Genomic DNA, 18,779 nt, shown 5'->3' on the forward strand with positions numbered 1-18,779 from the left:
TAGGGAACTGCTTTTTTAGTTAATTGCTGTTCTATAAATGTTGACAGTATATAATATCTTAAGACTGTTTTTGCAAAGATTGTGCCTATTTTAAAAAAAATGGATTTCCGCTCCAGGCGCGTGACTCCGCGGGCCGGCGGTGAGCCTCCTCGGCTTCGCCTGTATAAAAAGTGGAAGCGCCTTGGTCAGCACCGACAGGCAAATGTTCTCTAGAGAAAAAAAGACGGTTTTCCCTTTTATTCTCTAGAGGTTATTTGACCCCGAGGGGCTAGGCGCTGGAACTAGATTGGGGGTCTCACCTGTCTTCAAAAGTGGAAGCACCTTGATCAGCCCCGACAGGCAAATGTTCTCAAGAGAAAAAAAGGCGGTCTTCCTTTTTATCTCTTGGGGTTATTTGACCCAGAGGGGCTAGGTGCTGGAACTAGACGCCGCTAGTCCCGCAGGAGGTCGCACGCCTTACACTCCAATCCTTTTACGTGAAAATTAGGTGGAGATAAAATAGCTTTCAAAGCAACAATCTTTTAGAAAAGAGACTATCTTAAAGAATTTTCTGTATTTTTTTAATACCTGAGAGATAGCGTTGGTGCACCTTCAATTTAAAATTTACTTTCAGCCCTTTTCAGATAACAGCGTTAATGCTCATTCAAAAAAAGAATATATCAAGGAGATTATAGAAGGTGATAAATAAAAGGCTATATTCGATTAAATTGCTGCTTTCAGAAAAATCCCAAGAGCCGGATTTTTCTTCTGATACTAAGGTATTCTCTCTATTCCAGAGAGCAGCTCTTTTCTCTTTGCTTACAAAGAAATTATAAGTGAATTAGCGTCTTATCTTACTAAAATCATATTAAATAGCAACAAAGTTTACGAAAAGAGCCAAATAAAAAACTTCCCGATAAAGGAAGTTTTTAAAAGCAAACTGGTGCCTTCTGTCTTGTTATTACTCCTCAACAATCAGTGCAATCGAAAACACGACAGAAGTGAGAAACCCAATGAAAAATGCATAGCCCGCCAAAGGACTTTCATCAAAAAAGAGAGTGATTAGTGCACAAAGGCACATAATTATTGAACATCCTAGGATTACCTTGGATTTTATTTTCTCTTGTTTCATACTTATCTCCTTTAATTTCTGCATCTAAAGAAATTGTTATGACGAAGCTCTCACAGGGGACACCAAATGAATTGTGTTTTTTTTATTGTATGGCTTAATAATAATCGGCTTAAGGCTTCCACCGAAACTTAGTGTTACCAGGTCGTCCTGAATCGATTTTAGCGCCTCTGCCAGGAACTTTCCATCAAAAGATATCTTTAAGTTCCTATCTCCTTCTACTTCAACTGTATCGAGCTTCTCATTGATCTGACCTATTTCAGATGTACTTGAAGTCAATCGTATCTTTTCGTCCATATTTAACGCGAGAGTTACATTATTATGTTTCCATTGAGATGCAAGCAGATTAGCCCTTTCGATTCCCTCAAGAAATCTAAGTCTTGGAACAACTACCTCAGTTACAGCTTCTTCAGGAATAATCCTGCTGATATCTGGGTAGTTCCCTGTTATTAGTCGAGAGTGGAGGGACAACCCCTCAGATTGGAAGGTCATCATGCTTTCAGTGGGGGAAATTCGTATAAATTGGTGTTTATCAATCACATGAACAAGTTCCGTCAAAGCTTTAATAGGCAGAATAAATGATCCAGTCAAGTTGGTATTCAAAGAAGCCTTTCTCATGGCCATCCTTTGGGAATTAGTAGCAATCAGGGTCAATTCGCCTTCTCCAAATACCCAATTTACACCAGTCAACACCGCACGTGTCTCGGATTTAGCAGCAGCAAATTGTGTTTCCTTTATCATTTCAATCAGCAGACTGGCTTTGATCTTAAATCCATCTCCAGAAGGTTCATGGGCGTCAGGATAGTCATCTTCATTCAAACCGCTTAAAGTAGTTTCTATGTCACCGCATATGATAAGAATCTGCTTATTGTATTTTTTGATTGTGATCAGGCCGTTAACCGGCATCTTCTTGATAAGCTCATGAAAGTACTTTATTGGAACAACAAGTGAACCCTGTTCTACCATTTTTTCTTGAGGGCTGTCTTTCAAATCGATGGTTTTAATAATACTGATGTCCGAATCTCCACCCGTAACAATCAGCCTATCTTTAACTCCTTCTAATTTGACCCCGGTCATGACTGGAACCGATGGTTTTCCAGAAATCACCCTGCTGACAATATTTAAAGCTTTTTTTAGTGTCTCACTATGTATAACGAATTCCATGATAATCTCCCTTACTATGAATTCCTTCTCTATGATAACATATTAAAAATTCTGAAATAAAGTTTCATATAATTATTGGTTTTTCGTTGTTCAACCTATTTGAAAATCCTATTTTCAGGAAAATACTATTCCGTTGTTATTAATTATTTTCTGCACTTTATTTAGTTATGATTATTTACCCCTCCAAGTAATAAGGGCGCATCCAAAACTCAGGATGCGCCCTTTATGGTCATTTATCCTCTTTTTCCTCTGTTGCTGATTCTTGCTCTCTTTCATCAGGGGTATCTCCAGGCGCTGCCGCAAGGGCCGTTCCGCCGCCTGAATATTGCTGTGAATGGTTCGCGTTCGATCTATTCGCATAGGACTTGAGCAATTCACCGACATCGATACCTGTCATTTCTTTCAAAGGTTCCTGCATATCAACCATGGTTTTTGTAATACTTTTACCGAATGATGGGATTCCATTTCCATTGCCGGAGTCAATGATCTTAACAGAATCTATGTTATTCAGCGGCTGTGCAATCTTCTCAGCAAACAACGGCAGCATTTCGATGAGTTTCTCGGTAATAATGACATCTCCGTGCTTTTCCATCGCTTCAGCCAGCAATTTTCTGGATTCTGCTTCAGCTTTACCGCGTTCACGGATGACATCTGCTTCTGCAGAACCTTCTTCCCGGCGGATTTTGGCTTTGGCTTCCCCATCAATCTCTGATCTGCGCGCATCCGCTTCTGCTTTTCTGGTAGTTTCATAGTATTCTGCATCAGCCTTGGTCTTACGCAGCTTGCTTTCTTCCTCTTCAAGTTTGACAGCTCGTTCGCGTTCGAGGAATTTCAGCGTTAATTCTTCTTCTTTAATCTCTTTCGCCAGCTTTGCTTTCTCAAGTTCATAGGATTGTTCAGATTTCGCACGTGCTCTTTCTGTTTCTTCCTTGAACGCTGCGTCCTTTATATCCTTTTCTTTTTTACTCTCAGCAATAGTTATCTGCCGCTTATATTCCTCTTCTTTTGTTTGCTGATCTGTTTGCGCTCTGTGGATTCTCGTTTCACGGTCATTTTCAGCTTCAGCTATTTCAGCAAGCTTTCGGACCTCCGCTATTCGGGGACGTCCAAGGTTTTCTAAGTAACCATTTGTCTCATCAGCATCCCTTAAGTCTGTCAATCCAAGGGAAGTGATTTTGAATCCCATCAAATCTAACTGTTTCTGGGCGATTTCTGCCACATCTGCATTGAATTTTTCTCGATCACTGTTTATATCCTCGACAGTCATCTTCGAAAGAATTGCCCGCAGGTTGCTTCCCAATACTTCAATGATTTCAGATTCAATTTCATCTTGGTCTTTTCCCAGGAATTGCTCTGCATAATTAGCTATGCCATTTAATGAATCCGCTACCTTAACCATTGCCACTGCATCAGCAACGATTGGCACCCCTCCATTGGTGTATACCCTCGGGGTAGCCAGCTTTAACTGAAATGATGTCAGGTTTACCGGAGTAGATGTCTGGAACCTTCTTAAACGGTAACCCCCTCCCCGGATGATCTTCATGGATCGTCCTTCATCGTCTGTAAAAATATTTGTTTCTTTTTCCGGATCACCTAATCTTGGTCCTGTAATGATTAAAGCTTGATTTGACTTCGCAGTACGATAACGGAACCTTACCCAAAAAAAGTATACAACCCCTGCTATCGCTGCAACTACTAGCACAGGTATCAAAATCATAAGCACACCAAATAATTCCACTTTTATAACCCTCCCTATGTATTTCCCCTCTTTTGCTCATCCGCTAGAGGGTATAGTATATATACGAGGAAGAATACAAATTAGTTTCAATTTTTTACAAAAATTTTAAAAAAGGGCAAGTATGGGCTAAGCGCGGGCAGGCAAACGTTTCTTGAGAAAATAGCAGTCTTTCCTTTATTCTCTTTGAGTTGACTGCGAGACCAGGGCACTGGAAATAGACGTCCGCTGCTCTTAACAGAAAGCATAAAGCCTGATGGGGAGATTCTTCTGCTAAACAGGGACAGAGAAAAAAACTTCATTAAAAAGCGGGGCACTGAAAAGTCCACCAAAAACTTTTATTACAGAATCGTACCTTTTCCGCTTCAAATGTATAAAAAAGGATTAGTTTCCCTTCAACAGGCCCACTCTACTTGGTTGTGTACCTGATGAAATGTGCTTTATAGCGAAAGCGGCATGTCATTTCTTTAATTGGTCACCCAGCGGTAAAATAAAGGAACTTTTTCCCCTTATTTGCCAATCCAAGCTCATACTGGCGTAAATAGAGGAACTTTTTTCTCTTATATGATAAAAAAGCATATTTTTCTAGTATATTAAGGCAATTAAGGGAAATTAATTCCCCTATTTTAGCTTTTCTTAGTGTTATTCAGAAAATAAGGGAATTTTATTCCTCTATTTACTATCCACAATACTGAATCCACGCCTTCCATGGACTAGTTGAAAAGAACCCTTCCAGTTCCTACAGGCAATCCGCCCAAAAAACATAAAAGGTTTCTAAAGCTAATGCAGTAAAGAGAGCATATATATATTGCTTTCAAAGACAAAAGTCAACTTTCTCTTCCTACTTAAGGAAGGATAGTTAACTTTATCTATGGTCATAACAAGCAGATAATAAAATTCGGTAGATTTTCAGTGAACTTTTCATAAGCGACAAGCTTTCAGGAAAAAAACCTTACTTATAATGATCTTTAAGTAAAAAAACCGCCTTTAATAAGACGGTTGAAATCATCACTTTGTAGTTTTACTTTCTTCCCATTTTGGAAGATTATCATCTTCATCAAATTCAACAATAACGTCAGTAACGCCGTTCTCTCTTAATATCCTGTCCTCAAGCCGGTCTTTAATATCATCAGCCTCTGCAACGGTAATGGAGGGGTCCACTTCGACTATCAGTTCTACGTGGTATTCATCTCCTTCTTTCAAGACCGCGATTTCCTGAACATCCCTCACTCCTGGATCATTAAAAGCAATATCACCGATGACACTTCTCAACGTCAGGTCTGCTTCCCCAAGAACTCCTGCAGCGTTATCGAGGAATGTCTTTCCGACTACAATGAACATCAACACACCGATGATGATAGACGCAATCCCTTCCACTTGATGGTATGGCGTGTAGTGGGAAATGATTATGGCAGCAAGGGCGAGTAACCCTCCACCTGTCGCAACTGAATCCTCTAAAAAAACAAGCTTTGTTGCCGCTTTTGCCTTATTGACATTCGCTATACTTTTCGTAATAATGCCGAACCCTTTTGCCTCAATTCCAACTTCGTGCAGCGTCTCTTTCATAGCCTTAAATAATACAAAAGCTTCAAGGATGATAGCAAATGATAAAACCCCGACACTTATAATAAATCCTGTTGACTCCTGAGGATGAAGGATATGATGATAGCCCTCAACAATCGTCTCATAGGCCATAATACCCACAACAAGCACCGCTGCCAATAAAACCAGATTGACCAACCTTCCAAAGCCATTGGGAAAACGGGGAGTTGGTGCCTTTTTGCTTAATGCGGAACCAATGAAGACAAAAAATTGATTAGCTGCATCTCCTATACTATGTAGTGTTTCAGCAAACATTGCAACGTTACCTGTAAGCGTAAAGGCCACCCCTTTTGCTATAGAAATCACCGCATTAATAATTGATGCGAGAAGAGCTGATTTATTTCCCTGTTTCAATAAATTCCAAAGTTCGACCACAGAAAATCCTCCTTCTCAATATGTACTGATTCCTTTAATGGATGAAAGGTGAATAAATTCCTTTAGATAATTTAAGAATATTCGAAACTTCTTCGATCCAATTCAAGTCTTCACTACCATGTTACCCATATCCAAATAACCCCTTCGAGGAACTTATCCCTTCCAGCCAGAAGTTTCCGACTTCTTTATATACTCATTTTTTCCCCATAAGATTATCCATACCCCTTCTAAATCATCCACTAACATCTCAGGCAAGTATACTTTCTCTTTAAGAATGTGCATTGACGCATACCGCTATTCATTTGGGAAAGGCCTTCACTTAGAAGGCAGCAGTTTTCCAAAAACAAAAGCGCTTTGTTCAGCGCCGACAAGTTATATTCTCTTGAGGTTTTCTGACCCTGGGATGGACTTTTATCATTACCTTTGTACTAAAAAAGCCAGCAGGTTATTCCTGCTGGCTCGAAAGACTTTCACTAAGTTTTCTAATTATGCTTTATTAACGTTTGCAGCTTGTGGTCCGCGTTGACCTTGCTCGATGTCAAATGTTACTGCTTGACCTTCGTCAAGAGATTTGAAACCTTCGCCTTGAATAGCTGAGAAATGTACGAATACGTCTTCTCCACCTTCAACTTCGATGAATCCGAAACCTTTTTCTGCATTGAACCATTTTACTGTACCTTTTTCCATGTTTGTTGCCTCCTAGTGCGTTTCACACATTATTAATACTATCCTTGCTCTCAGGGTATTCAGAATTAAAGATTTCATTCTCTTTCTTTCTTACATACCGAACAAAAATAATTCCTTATTATCATAACAGGTTAGCGGAAGATATGAAAGGAAAACACAACTTTCTTTATAAAAAAAATTAATTTATCTTCTCAATGACATATTTCAGGCCAGCATGAGCATTCCTGAAAATGGGCAGTTCTCCTGATAAATCTCCTGCTGCCAAGGCAAATTCCGGTGTAATACCGGCAATTGCACATTGGGAACCTATGAGGCTCAGACAATCACAAAGCTTTTGCATGTGAAACTTAATATTCATGTCTAGTTCATATATTCCGCTTAAGTCTACCAGAACATATTCGATTTTATTGAGCGCACATTCATGCAAGACAGAAGCAATCATGCTTTCTGCTCGATCATTATCAAAATGGCCGATCAACGGTAAAGTAATGGTCTTTTCCCAGACTTTAATTATCGGCACTGACAGCGATTTGATCAGTTTCTCCTTTTCTTCTTCCTCTATTGCTTGTGTCGTTACATCCATAAGCATAACGACATAACCACCAATAGTAGCTTTCTCGTTTTTTATAGGGGTCACGACAATATCAGCTGCAAATTTATCCCGGATCAAGATTCGAGCCCTGTGTATTTCTGTAAGCTCATCCATGACCTCTTTTTGGCGGGAAGGCGTATGGTGAAATGCGCTCATATTCAGTCCGATCATATCTTCTGCAGAATTTAAACCAAATAATGGGGCAAGTTCAGTCATCAATCCGGCGGCATAATTATTCATCCAGGAAACGGTATAGTCCAGATCAGCAATAATAATGTTTTCTCCTATACTATTTAATGCATTTAATAGAGAGATTTTCTCAGGCAGTACTCCTATGGGCTTCATCCTTATTCACCCTTACTTACAGTATATCCTTATTATACTACAATCCGGGAAAGGCGTACCCCTAATAGATTGATACCTGGACAACCACAGTGCTCTTTAACAAAGTTTGTTTGCGCTTATATCGGAAAAATGCCAGAGCCGGTTTTTTCCCAGGATACTATTAATTTTCTCTCTAAACGATAAGCCGTTCATCAGCTTATCAGAATTTAAAGCAGTTATCTTACGAAGTTAATATAAAATAGCAGCAAAGTTGATGAAAAGAGCCTTAACCGAACAAGGCCATTATTCCCTGAAAGCCAAAATAACTGCCGAAACACAGCAAGGACAGGCCTGATAGAACCGATATAATAATGAGGATATTGGAATTAAAATACTTTTTTAAAGAGGTAGTGAGCAGCGCCACAAATATATCCCATATGGTCAGCCCAAGGAAAATCATACTGCTGTAAACCAAAAGATCGCCTGTCCCATTCTCGGATGCCGTTTTCGCCAGGATTGATCCATATATACCAAGCCAGAAAAGGATTGAGAGCGGACTCGATATGGACATCAGGAAGCCAATAAAAAAACACTTGGTCAGCGAGTCTCTTTTCCTGACACTTTCTAAAGAGAATGACTTCATGCTGGTCATACTTTCTATACCTGAGTAAATCAGTACAAATCCGCCAAATAACCAAAGAAATATTTGAACTGCGGGATTATCGAGAAAGCGGACCATCCCCACATATACCAGCAGCATGAATACTGCATCAGCTATCATGGAGCCTGCCCCCACTATCCACGCATGCCAGAACCCGTTCTTAATTCCTTTATCCAGTCGTGCTGAATTCACTGGGCCTATCGGGGCCGCTAATGTCAAGCCTAACAATACATAACTGAAAAGAATACTGATGCTCAAGGAACCTCTCCACCTTTTTAAGACAGCTTGTACATTTTATGTCTTCAGGTAGAGAAATAGAATAATATATATTACTTTACTGCATTCAATTCAGGATTACGACTGGCAGGAAACAGCAAGTTATATTGAATCTAAATTGAAGGCAGGACCTAATTTAACAAATTTTACTATTCTTGATTATGCAAAAAAGAGGCTGGGACATAACTAGCCAAAAATCATGAAAAAAGGGCTTCAATCATCATTTTGGATGATTGAAGCCCTTTTTCTCTCACTGCTCTTGTGTATTTGTAGATTAGGTTGCGTTCCTGGCAGTCAACTTTCTCAAGTTAACCGCCATCAGCGCGAAGCCCATTTCATTTTGCACGCGCTCCTTGCTCCTGACAGAAAATCTTGTGAAACCTAAATTAGCCTTCAGAAATCCAAAAACTGGTTCTACGTCGATTTTACGTCGGCCGTAAATTTCACCCGTTTTCTCATCTGAAAGCAGTGTTCTAATCTTCTCTTTTTGTTGTTCCCATTTTTCATTGAGTAAGAGTTTCCGGTGATTTCCTTCCTTGGCTTTCGTGCACTTAGAACGGAAAGGACATCCCGTACAGCTTTCGCACTCATACACCTTAAACTCCCGAGTAAAGCCGTTCCGGTCAGTTTTGTGAGAAAGATGGCGGAATGTGAGTCGTTGATCATTTGGGCAAGTAAACGAATCGGTTTCTTCATCATACTTCCAATTGGCCGTATTGAATTCATTCTTTTGTGCGCTCTTCGTTTTCTCTTTGCGGTACATGTTGTAGGTAATCAGTGGTGTAGATGTCCGGTTTTCAAAGACATCTTCATAATTTTCTTCACTTCCGTAACCAGCGTCAGCCACTATGTATTTTGGGAGTTTAAAGAAGTGCTTTTCGATCGTATTCAGGAATGGAATGAATGTCCGTGTATCGGTCGGATTCGGGAAAACATCATAGGCAAGAGCGTACTGCCCTTCGCTCGCAATTTGTACATTGTAGCCAGCTTTTAGTTGTCCATTCTTCATGTAATCGTCTTTCATCCGCATAAAGGTGGCGTCGCAATCTGTCTTAGAATAACTGTTCCGTGTACCGAAGGTAGCCATGTCCTGTTCATACTTTTGTTTGCGTGCGACAAAATCCTTAAACTGTTTGAGGATTTGCTTGGGCATTTTACGTACAGAGCGAAGCTGTTTCCGTTCGCTTACGTCCTTACTGGATTCGATGGTTGTAGTGAGTTCATCAACGGTGTTTTCCAGTTTCCCCACGACTTTAGCCAAATCTTTTGTAGAAAGCACTTCCGGGCTTTCCCGTTCTATTTCAGGTATGATTTCCTTTTCCACTAGTTCATCATAGAGTTGATTCGATTTTTCAATGAGACCAGCACTATATTTCTCCACCGATTTCCGCCAAACGAATGTGAACTTATTGGCATTAGCTTCAAGTTTGGTTCCGTCAATGAAGATCGCTTCATCATCAATATGCTTTTCCTTAACGAGATGGCAGCGAAATTGAACAAAGCACTCACGAAGAAGCGCTTTTACTTCTGGGCAGACACGAAACCGGTTAATCGTGCGGTAGCTCGGTTCATGCCCTTGGGCAAGCCACATCATCCTGACGCTGTCGCCGAGGAGAGCTTCAATTTTCCTTCCTGAGAATACGGATTGGGAGTAAGCACATAAAATAATCTTCATCATCATACGTGGATGATAAGCAGGGCAGCCTGTGCTTCGTATAAACGAGTCGAAGGCTTCGTGTGGAATTTGCTCGACGAGGTCGTGCACGGAGAAGGCAATATCATTTCTTTGAAGTTTGATTTCTAAATCCAGGGGCAAAACCACTTGATTCATGATATAATTTTTAAACATAAGGACCCTTCTTTCAGATGGAATTTTGTGTGGTAACTTTATTTTATCAGAAGAGGTCCTTATTTTAATTCAAAAAATAATCAAAGCCGGTGAAATTTTACTTGTCGTAAAATTTCACCGGCTTTTTCATCTTAGAGGAGGGTTTTGTCCCAGCCCCTTTAATGTAATATAGGTTTTTTCCCTGTTCTATATTCACTTTTCTTTTTAGGAGCTCCGATTTATACTAACTCCCCCGGTATCCAACAATTCTTAAAAGAAATAGCACTTATTTTAAGAATCTTAACAGGTCCCCATAAATGATGTCATCTGAAAGCTCAAGCTCCTGGCGGACAGTTTCCTGATAAGGGATACATTTGGCAGGTACGATTGCTTCACTATTGCTTTCATAACAAACTCCATCGTTAAATGTTAAACCTTTTGCAACAAAACTTCCGTCACGGAATATAACTGGGTGATCCTCATTTCTGTTAAATAATACATGTCCAAAGGAGAGCTTGTTTTCGGTTTTGATTCCCAACAAGTGAAGGATGGTAGGACGGATATCTATCTCACCGCCTGCCCTGCTGACTACTTTCCCTTCCTGTCCAGGAATGTGAATAATCAAAGGTACCTGCTGCAATGAAACATGGTTAACAGGTGATACCTCTTTCCCCAGTATCTCGAAGATTCCCTCTTCAAACTTCTCAGAAATACCATAATGGTCACCGTAAAGGACGAATATCGTATTTTCATATAGTCCTTTATCTTTCAGATCCTGAAATAGCTTCTTAATTGCTTCATCCTCGTACCGTACAGTGGTTATATAACGATTGACAACATCCACTTTGGTATCCGCTTCTTGAATATATTTATCTTCTTCTTCAAGAAGGAATGGAAAGTGATTCGTTAGTGTAATCAATCTTGAATAGAATGGCTGAGGAAGCTCCTCAAGCTTTTCTGCTGTTTGATTGAAGAATTCAATATCTTTTATACCATAGTTCACTGAGTTTTCCTCAGTAACCTTGTAGTCACGTTCAGAATAAAACCGGTCATACCCCAAAGCATTATACATATTTTCACGGTTCCAAAAGGTTCTTTCGTTACCATGAAAAACAGTTGAATAATAGTCCTTTTCCTTTAAAATGTGGGGAAGGCTGTAATAAGTATTTTCCGGTTTTTGAACAAATACCGATCCGCTTGCCAAGGGGTATAATCCCGTATCAATCATAAATTCAGAATCGGATGTCTTTCCCTGTGCTGTCTGGTCATACACATTGCTGAAATAAAAGCTATCTTCTATCAGGCCGTTTAAAAAGGGAGTAATTTCCTCTCCATTAATTTCTCGGTTAATCACAAAATTTTGAGTCGATTCCATACTAATTAGAATCACATTTTTTCCTCTCGCAGCTCCAAATAAATCAGTTAAAGCCCCTTCCTTGCTCTTAAGGTAATCTAAAGTAGGCAGTGCATCAGCCTTGGTGGCTAGTGATCGGCTAAAAGGAGTCACCGCCCCGAGAGCAAAATCATATAGATGATAGTTATAAGGACCCAATGCCTTAACCATGCCGTCACGGTCATACGAAGCTGCAAATAGATATGGTGAGCGGAACAGCCCGATACCGACTGTAAATAATACGAGCACAACTCCCGCAGCACCATACAATCCCTTTTTCTTTTTAGTAATAACAGTTCCCTTTTTTGTCCTTGTTTTCATTATCCAAGGAAGTATAAACAAATCTATAAACAGAAGCAAATCCCAAGGGCTCATCAATTCAAGAGTACTCGGGCCCAATCCACCTACATTATCGAACTGAAATAAGATGGGCAGAGTGACAAAATCGGTATAAAATCTATAATAAAGCAAGTCTCCGTATAATAAGGCATTGGCGACTATCCAAGCTGTCCAGAATAAAAGAGGTTTTACAGTTTTCGTGAAATAGAAACTGAAGCCGAACAGCAGGAGCAGCGAACCAATAGGGCTCAATATGATGAAAGGAACTTCAGCAGCTGAAGTGATTTTTAAATCAAATCCTAAGAATAAAACAAATATCGTTTTTATCCAAATTGCTGTAACAGCTATTATGACTAGTCTAATTGAAGTAATCTTACCGGCTGCTGAGACCTGGGGAATTTTCATAGGACAGCAGCCTCACTGGCTGTTTGTTCTTTATACTCTTCTATAAATTTATCCAAAGCCATCATCACTTCGTTTAATTTATATTCGCCCATCAAGGCGATTTGAACCCAATTTCTTTTAAATAAGTAGTCACTTTCATAGCTGATAAGAATTTTTTTCTTTTTGAGATTATCACCAAACCCCCTTGATGAGATACCCTCCGGCAAAGGAATGGTGATGATCCCCGGAGAATAGGTGCCATCTCCAAGGCAAGTGATACCCGACCTCTCTAAAGTCCGCCTTACTTCATAATTCAGCCTGGCCTTGCTATAAAGGTCCAATTCTAATAAGGCAGCATGAAAGGCCGCTACAAGGTTAGAAGAATGGGTATAAGGAACACTATTATTCTCTTGATACATACCGAGATCTAAATAACGCGGCACAGAATTATCCGCCTCTACCTCATCGCGGTGAAAGACTACCGCCAGTCCGGGGTAGGAACCAAAAGCTTTCCCGCTTACAGTAGTGGCCATAAACACGCCCTTCAAATTCAACGGTGTGCTTCCAGCTGAACTGCATGCATCCACACATAAATTCACCCCATGTTTATTGCAGAGGCGTTTATATTCTTCCAAATCGAACAGATATCCTGTCGAGGTTTCACAGTGAACCAACCATAACCACCTGATATCAGGCTCATTTTGAAGGTACTCATCTACTTCTTCCAAAGTAATTTCTTCATTCCAACCTTTGGCTATTACCTCAAAGTGAAGGTCCATCCGACGGGCATGGTCAACGAGACGCAAACCAAATTCCCCATTCGCAAGAATTAACCCCCTGCCCCCCTGGCGGTGCAATCGAGCGGCAACAAGATCATTAGACAGAGTCCCCGTTCCTACGAGCACTTGAACATTTGGTGCACCCGTCATATCCTTCAGCCTGTTTTTCACGTCACTCATCTGGTCCATAAAATCCGTCGATCTATGGGAGATTGCTTCCTTAGAAAATGCTTTTTCTACTTCTTTTTTCACAGGCACAGGTCCGGGAAGGAAATTCATTATCTTCCTTTGTGATTCCTGCCTGTGCATCAGCCTGTTGAATACTTTGGTTGCCCTTTCAAAATTCTCCTTAGTAATAAACATAGGCTGAAAACGCGCTTCGTTTTTACCAACAAGAGGACCAAAAATTTCAAAGCCAATTCGTTTATATAATTTGAGCTGCCTCTCAGTCCCGGAAATAAGGGCAAGGTTATATCCATTCCTCAAACAATGAGATACCGCTCTCTCTACCAGTTTATAAAACACGATACTACTGCGGTAATCCTTATGAACAGAGAGTAACCGAATCTCACAGGGGCTTCCCCCTTCTGGCAAATAAGAATCGATATTAGGAAGTTTTTGATCCAAAGAGAAAGGTCTATTCCCTCTGACCGCAATCATCCCAATCAGCTCATTCCCTTTTTTGGCTATAATATATGTATTCTCGTTGTGAAAACGGTCAACAAGCATCCGTTCCGGGTTTCTTTCATGCTGTGGAATTTCATTTACAAAGGTTTCATAATTCATTCTATGAATCTGGTTAAATTCTTCTATGTCGTTTGCTATCTTAAAGTGAAGAGAATCAGTTTTCATTCTCATACCTCCTAATGGTGCCGGTTATGAAGTTGCGGCAATGGTGATTTTATATGTACCAGCAAGACTATAAAAAGCATAATCAGTAAAGCTGTCGTATATTCAGATGGAGTACTCAGCAGAAAAGCCGAGACGGGTATAGACAGCATTGATAGAAAACCTGCCTTCTTGTAGTCCTTTAACAGAAAAAAGCTGATACCCATGATCAGTCCGCATATAGGAATGCTGAGCGGAACCAAAAAAAGAGAGTTTGCCAAAAAGACAACTACTCCTTTTCCACCCCTGAAACCAAGCTGCAGAGGAAAGATATGTCCGATAAGCAGGAAAAACGCACTCAGGGACATGGAAATGATCTCGTTTTCAGTGATCCAGAAAGCAATCGTCATCGCTGCCATCACTTTTGAGACATCCAAGATGACCGTCAGTATAAAACCTTTCTTTCCCAGTATTCTTCCTGCATTTGTAGCTCCGACATTTCCGCTTCCATAGCGGCGGATGTCGTCTTTCAAATAATATCCGGTTAAATAATATGCTCCATTCAGACCTCCAAACCCATATGAAAGGAGACAAACTGCGATTAGCATATATACATTCATTTGGTTTCACGCTCAATCTTTTTTTCTAAGGATGTTGGAACAAAACCACCTCTTATTACATAACGAAACTTACCATTAAAAAGTTTCACTTTTACCAATTTTTTTTAAAAACTGAAGTAAATATCACCTTTTGATCTGTTCTAACCCGCTTGATCTGTCTTTGACCTCAATGATCCATCTATTCTAAAAAAATCCTTCTTGAATAGTATATTAACATCATCTAACTTATAGAAAAGAGGTGAGGAAATGGACCACAATATAAATCACAATGAAGATCTGCATTTTTGTGCACAGGCATCAGACCCTGCACCTTTGTTTTCAGCAGAGGCTTTCTTTAATTCCGATAAATCAATTAAGAATATTTCATTGAATCAGCTCCGGGGAAAATGGGTGATCCTGTTTTTTTACGGAAGTGATTTTACATTTGTTTGACCTACTGAACTAGCAGCGGTCGCTGCTATTTACCCTCAATTTCAATCCTTAAACGCTGAAGTGCTCGCTATAAGCACTGACAGTGTATATGCCCATAAGGTGTTCAGTGAAGTTTCGCCTTCACTTTCAAAAGTAAAGTATCCTCTCGTGAGTGATAGAACACAAGAGATATCACGGGCATACCGGGTTTTGAATGAGAAGAGCGGGGCCGCCTTGAGAGCAACCATCATTATAGACCCTGAAGGAATCATAGTTGCCAAACTTGTCAACCCAATGGAAGTAGGCCGCAATGTTTATGAAATCTTAAGACTTCTTCAGGGTATACAATATGGACGTGAAACAGGTCAAGGCATACCTGCTAACTGGATTCCGGGACACTCCGGCATTTCAAGGGACCCAAAGTTAATAGGCAGAATCTAAGATGATTAAAGCACCTGGTATAATTACAGCCTATTTGTACCAGGTGCACGATTCTGCTTAATCCTGCAAAGCTTTTTTGACAGCCGCTTCCGCGTGAATGGCGGCAGTATCATAGATAGGGATTTCCCACTCATCACCTTTGATGAGAAGCCCGATCTCTGTACATCCCAAAACGATTCCTTCAGCACCATTTCTATTCAGCTCTTTCATAACCTTTTGGAAAAAGTCCCTTGATGAATCCTTAATTTCACCAATACATAATTCTTCAAATATAATAGCATTAATTCTTTCTCTGTCCTCTCTTCCAGGTACAATCACATTAACCCCATTTACCAGCATGCGATTTCTGTAAAAATCCTGCTCCATTGTATAGCGTGTACCAAGAAGTCCGACTGTGTCGACTCCTTCATTTCTGATTTTGGATGCAGCCGCGTCCGCAATATGCAAAAAGGGAATATTGACGCTGCCCGAGATATCCTCAAAAACCTTATGCATCGTATTGGTACATAGAAGGAGAAAGTCAGCCCCTCCCTTCTCGAGAGACTCTGCCGCTTCTTTTAAAATGTAAGCTGCTTTGTCCCATTCACCCTGCGCCTGATACCTTTCAATTTCTTCAAAATCAACACTATAGAGAATGCATTTAGCGGAGTGGAGACCTCCTAATTGAGCTTTTACCGTTTCATTTATATGCCTATAGTATTCTAACGAGGATTCCCAGCTCATTCCGCCTATTAACCCGATTGTTTTCATTGATATCAACCTCCATATTTAATATAAATGGTTGCTTTCGCAAGGCTCTTTTCGTAAACTTTTTTGCTATTGGATATTTATTCCGAAGAAATAACCACATTAAGAGGGGGAAAAATGGTAATACCAAAAGAAAAAAGCTGCTCTTCCGCGATAAGAGATAAAACTCTTAGTATCCGGGGGCATCCGAAAGCAAAATATATGCGAAAACAGCCTTTCACAAAGATTATGGCTTACTTAACCATACTAGATTTCCGCTCCAAACCATATCTCTAAGAGAAGCTCCCAAGATTGCACCAATGCCACCATCTGTCATAAAAAAGGATATAATAATCATTCCCGCAGTATAAGGTTGAAGTTTGATTCAAAGTGGATATGCTAATAGTTTAGCAAAACTTAAATATACCTTTTTCATACAAAATCCCATTATATAAAGACATTATAATGGAACTTTCTGTTTTTGGGGAATATTTTGTTTTTTCACTTGTCAACATGATCTTTCAATCCTCTAATTCAGATTAAACAGCTTTGTGTTTTCAGGAATGTTTCTGGGCAAAAAGGCAGCATTTTCAATATTAAAATTTATGCACTGGATTTCTGATTTAAGTTCCAGCTTGGGTAAATCATCTTCTTTTCCTTTTCCACCTGTTTATGTCCTCATATTGCCTGCTTGGGTACATTTTCTTCACCACTTTGTTGTTCATATAACAAGGCTCTTTTCATAAACTTTGTTGCTATGAAACTAATTGCAAAAAAACGAATCATAATTCACCTTAAAAACCTGGTAATCATGAAAAGAAAAGAGCTGCTTCCCCCGATTAGAGAGAAATTCCTTAGTATCCGGGGGAAAATCTGGCTCCTGGGATTTTTCCGAAAGCAACAATCTATGCGGAAACAGCCTTTAACAATCGAGTAGGAGGGGGTGACTAACCCCCGACCTCTCACACCACCGTACGTACCGTTCGGTATACGGCGGTTTCAATTAAGTCAAACGCAAAGTTTGATATCTCATAAGCAGACTCTTGAGCCCTTGATTCGACCAGTATTGGTTATCAAGGGCTCTATCTAAGATGGGGCTTTTAGCGATACGCCAATAACCCAACCTAGTATTTGCCCATTCCCAAGCCAAAGCCTTGTTAGTTTGTATTCCTAACTTCGTTAGGTTTCTATGTTTTGTTTTAACTTTCTTCCACTCTTTCCATCGAATCATTCGCAATCTTCTTCGAATCCATTGGTCTAGCTTGGCTAGAACCGAGGGGGTATCGGCTAATTGATAGTACCCCATCCAGCCCACCAAGTAGCGGTTTAGCTTCTCCAATCTGTTTGCCATGCTGATAGACCATTTTCTCGAAGTAATTTCTCTTATTCTCTGTTTGAAACGTTGAATACTTTGTTTTGCGATTCTAACGGTCTACTGCACTTTTCTCATGATTCACTTTAAGTTTGAGTTTGTTCTCTATGAATGTTGTGATACTTTTCATAATCCGTTCTCCTGCTCTCTTTGAACGAACGTAGATATTACAGTCATCCGCATAACGAACAAACCGCAATCCTCTCTTCTCCAGCTCCTTATCAAGTTCATCCAATACGATGTTTGATAAGAGTGGGCTAAGTGGACCACCTTGGGGGGTTCCCTCCGTGTTAGGACTGACAAGTCCCTTTTCCATTACACCTGACTGGAGATATCTCCGTATTAATTGGAGAACTTTTGGGTCCTTTATCCGGTAACTTAATATCCTCAAAAGCCGGTCATGATTCACTTTATCGAAGAATTTCTCTAAATCGATGTCCACTACCCATCTATACCCTTCTTTGATATAGCGTTTAGCTTGTCGTACTGCGTCATGACCACGCTTATTCGGTCTAAACCCGTAACTTTGTTTAGAGAACAAGGGATCAAACTCCTTGTTGAGTACTTGCGCAATAGCCTGTTGGATGAAACGATCCATCACTGTTGGGATACCTAGCTTCCTTACTCCGCCGTTYGGTTTTGGGATTTCGACTCGACGTACGGGTTGGGGAAGATAGGTTCCATTTATCAGTTCGGCCCTTATGGTTCCCCAGTGTTCCATGAGATGCGGTCGTAGGTTCTTTACGCTCATCCCATCTACACCGTGGCTTCCTTTATTTCGTTCCACTCTTTCGAGTGCACTCGTAACGTTCTGATATGATAAGATTCGTTTCAACATAGATATCAAGCTCCTACGTGAATCAGTCATTCTTCTTGTGTGGTGCTACTTTCAGCCCTTCTAATGTCCCCGTGGATTCACCACTTCCTCCATTAGGAAGGATAATGTTTCTGCTTCATCAAGCAACACGTACGCCAAGTGCTGATTCTCCTTAATTGATTCAGTCCTTCCCAATGGCTCTAGATACCATTGGTACTATGACTTCTGCTGACTTCTGACTGTTCAGCTATTTATCATTAAATAGGTTACCGAGTGTGCTCGGCTTATCAGTCAGACCTCCCTGGGTAAAAGTACAA

The 18,779-nt window shown here is 40.3% G+C and carries 12 protein-coding genes and 1 pseudogene; 1 reads left to right on the forward strand and 12 read right to left on the reverse strand.

Annotation, left to right across the window (positions count from 1 at the left end):
• Positions 1 to 1,147: 1,147 nt before the first annotated feature.
• The 10 genes from dnaN to FZC78_RS07290 all read right to left on the reverse strand — a co-directional run bounded on the left by dnaN (position 1,148) and on the right by FZC78_RS07290 (position 14,695).
• Entirely contained in the window at positions 1,148 to 2,272 is a 1,125-nt protein-coding gene (dnaN, locus tag FZC78_RS07245; protein ID WP_148938983.1) for a DNA polymerase III subunit beta, read from the reverse strand.
• A gap of 229 nt (positions 2,273 to 2,501) precedes the next feature.
• Entirely contained in the window at positions 2,502 to 3,989 is a 1,488-nt protein-coding gene (locus FZC78_RS07250) for a flotillin family protein (protein WP_435874069.1), read from the reverse strand.
• 1,026 nt (positions 3,990 to 5,015) lie between these two features.
• On the reverse strand, positions 5,016 to 5,984 hold the full coding sequence (locus FZC78_RS07255) for a cation diffusion facilitator family transporter (RefSeq protein WP_148938985.1): 969 nt from the start codon (positions 5,982 to 5,984) through the stop codon (positions 5,016 to 5,018).
• A 486-nt stretch (positions 5,985 to 6,470) separates the two neighbouring features.
• Complete coding sequence (locus FZC78_RS07260; RefSeq protein ID WP_113930092.1) at positions 6,471 to 6,671, reverse strand: cold-shock protein; 201 nt, start codon at positions 6,669 to 6,671, stop codon at positions 6,471 to 6,473.
• Positions 6,672 to 6,849: 178 nt separating this feature from the next.
• On the reverse strand, positions 6,850 to 7,608 hold the full coding sequence (locus FZC78_RS07265; protein ID WP_148938986.1) for an RsbR, positive regulator of sigma-B: 759 nt from the start codon (positions 7,606 to 7,608) through the stop codon (positions 6,850 to 6,852).
• Between the two features lie 265 nt (positions 7,609 to 7,873).
• Positions 7,874 to 8,506: a LysE family transporter gene (locus tag FZC78_RS07270; protein WP_148938987.1), complete on the reverse strand. Its 633-nt coding sequence runs from the start codon at positions 8,504 to 8,506 to the stop codon at positions 7,874 to 7,876.
• Positions 8,507 to 8,798: 292 nt separating this feature from the next.
• Positions 8,799 to 10,373 (reverse strand): IS1182 family transposase, encoded by a 1,575-nt coding sequence (locus tag FZC78_RS07275; RefSeq protein ID WP_148938988.1) that lies wholly within the window; start codon positions 10,371 to 10,373, stop codon positions 8,799 to 8,801.
• Between the two features lie 265 nt (positions 10,374 to 10,638).
• The gene (locus tag FZC78_RS07280) at positions 10,639 to 12,489 is read right to left on the reverse strand and encodes an LTA synthase family protein (RefSeq protein ID WP_148938989.1); all 1,851 of its coding nucleotides are present in this window, start codon (positions 12,487 to 12,489) and stop codon (positions 10,639 to 10,641) included.
• Positions 12,486 to 14,099, reverse strand: a complete 1,614-nt coding sequence (locus FZC78_RS07285) for an aminotransferase class V-fold PLP-dependent enzyme (protein ID WP_148938990.1) — start codon at positions 14,097 to 14,099, stop codon at positions 12,486 to 12,488. The genes FZC78_RS07280 and FZC78_RS07285 overlap by 4 nt, the downstream gene beginning before the upstream one ends.
• An 11-nt stretch (positions 14,100 to 14,110) precedes the next feature.
• Positions 14,111 to 14,695, reverse strand: a complete 585-nt coding sequence (locus FZC78_RS07290) for a glycerol-3-phosphate acyltransferase (RefSeq protein WP_148938991.1) — start codon at positions 14,693 to 14,695, stop codon at positions 14,111 to 14,113.
• Between the two features lie 246 nt (positions 14,696 to 14,941).
• Between FZC78_RS07290 and FZC78_RS24200 the strand changes: the two genes are divergently transcribed.
• The gene (locus tag FZC78_RS24200; RefSeq protein ID WP_252183539.1) at positions 14,942 to 15,547 is read left to right on the forward strand and encodes a peroxiredoxin; all 606 of its coding nucleotides are present in this window, start codon (positions 14,942 to 14,944) and stop codon (positions 15,545 to 15,547) included.
• A 57-nt stretch (positions 15,548 to 15,604) separates the two neighbouring features.
• Here FZC78_RS24200 and FZC78_RS07305 read toward each other — a convergent pair whose 3' ends face one another.
• Together FZC78_RS07305 and ltrA are read right to left on the reverse strand one after the other, a co-directional pair.
• Positions 15,605 to 16,297, reverse strand: a complete 693-nt coding sequence (locus FZC78_RS07305; RefSeq protein WP_148938994.1) for an aspartate/glutamate racemase family protein — start codon at positions 16,295 to 16,297, stop codon at positions 15,605 to 15,607.
• Positions 16,298 to 17,276: 979 nt separating this feature from the next.
• Positions 17,277 to 18,483 (reverse strand): annotated as a pseudogene (gene ltrA / locus FZC78_RS07310) (group II intron reverse transcriptase/maturase).
• Positions 18,484 to 18,779: the final 296 nt, after the last annotated feature.

Origin of the sequence: Rossellomorea vietnamensis, from assembly GCF_008180415.1 — a bacterium.
Taxonomy (GTDB): Bacteria; Bacillota; Bacilli; order Bacillales; family Bacillaceae_B; genus Rossellomorea; species Rossellomorea vietnamensis_C.

Coding starts and splice junctions, on each gene's coding strand:
- dnaN (WP_148938983.1), bottom strand. CDS start 2,272: ATGGAATTCGTTATACATAGTGAGACACTAAAAAAAGCTTTAAATATT.
- FZC78_RS07250 (WP_435874069.1), bottom strand. CDS start 3,989: ATGATTTTGATACCTGTGCTAGTAGTTGCAGCGATAGCAGGGGTTGTA.
- FZC78_RS07260 (WP_113930092.1), bottom strand. CDS start 6,671: ATGGAAAAAGGTACAGTAAAATGGTTCAATGCAGAAAAAGGTTTCGGA.
- FZC78_RS07265 (WP_148938986.1), bottom strand. CDS start 7,608: ATGAAGCCCATAGGAGTACTGCCTGAGAAAATCTCTCTATTAAATGCA.
- FZC78_RS07275 (WP_148938988.1), bottom strand. CDS start 10,373: ATGTTTAAAAATTATATCATGAATCAAGTGGTTTTGCCCCTGGATTTA.
- FZC78_RS07280 (WP_148938989.1), bottom strand. CDS start 12,489: ATGAAAATTCCCCAGGTCTCAGCAGCCGGTAAGATTACTTCAATTAGA.
- FZC78_RS07285 (WP_148938990.1), bottom strand. CDS start 14,099: ATGAAAACTGATTCTCTTCACTTTAAGATAGCAAACGACATAGAAGAA.
- FZC78_RS07290 (WP_148938991.1), bottom strand. CDS start 14,695: ATGAATGTATATATGCTAATCGCAGTTTGTCTCCTTTCATATGGGTTT.
- FZC78_RS07305 (WP_148938994.1), bottom strand. CDS start 16,297: ATGAAAACAATCGGGTTAATAGGCGGAATGAGCTGGGAATCCTCGTTA.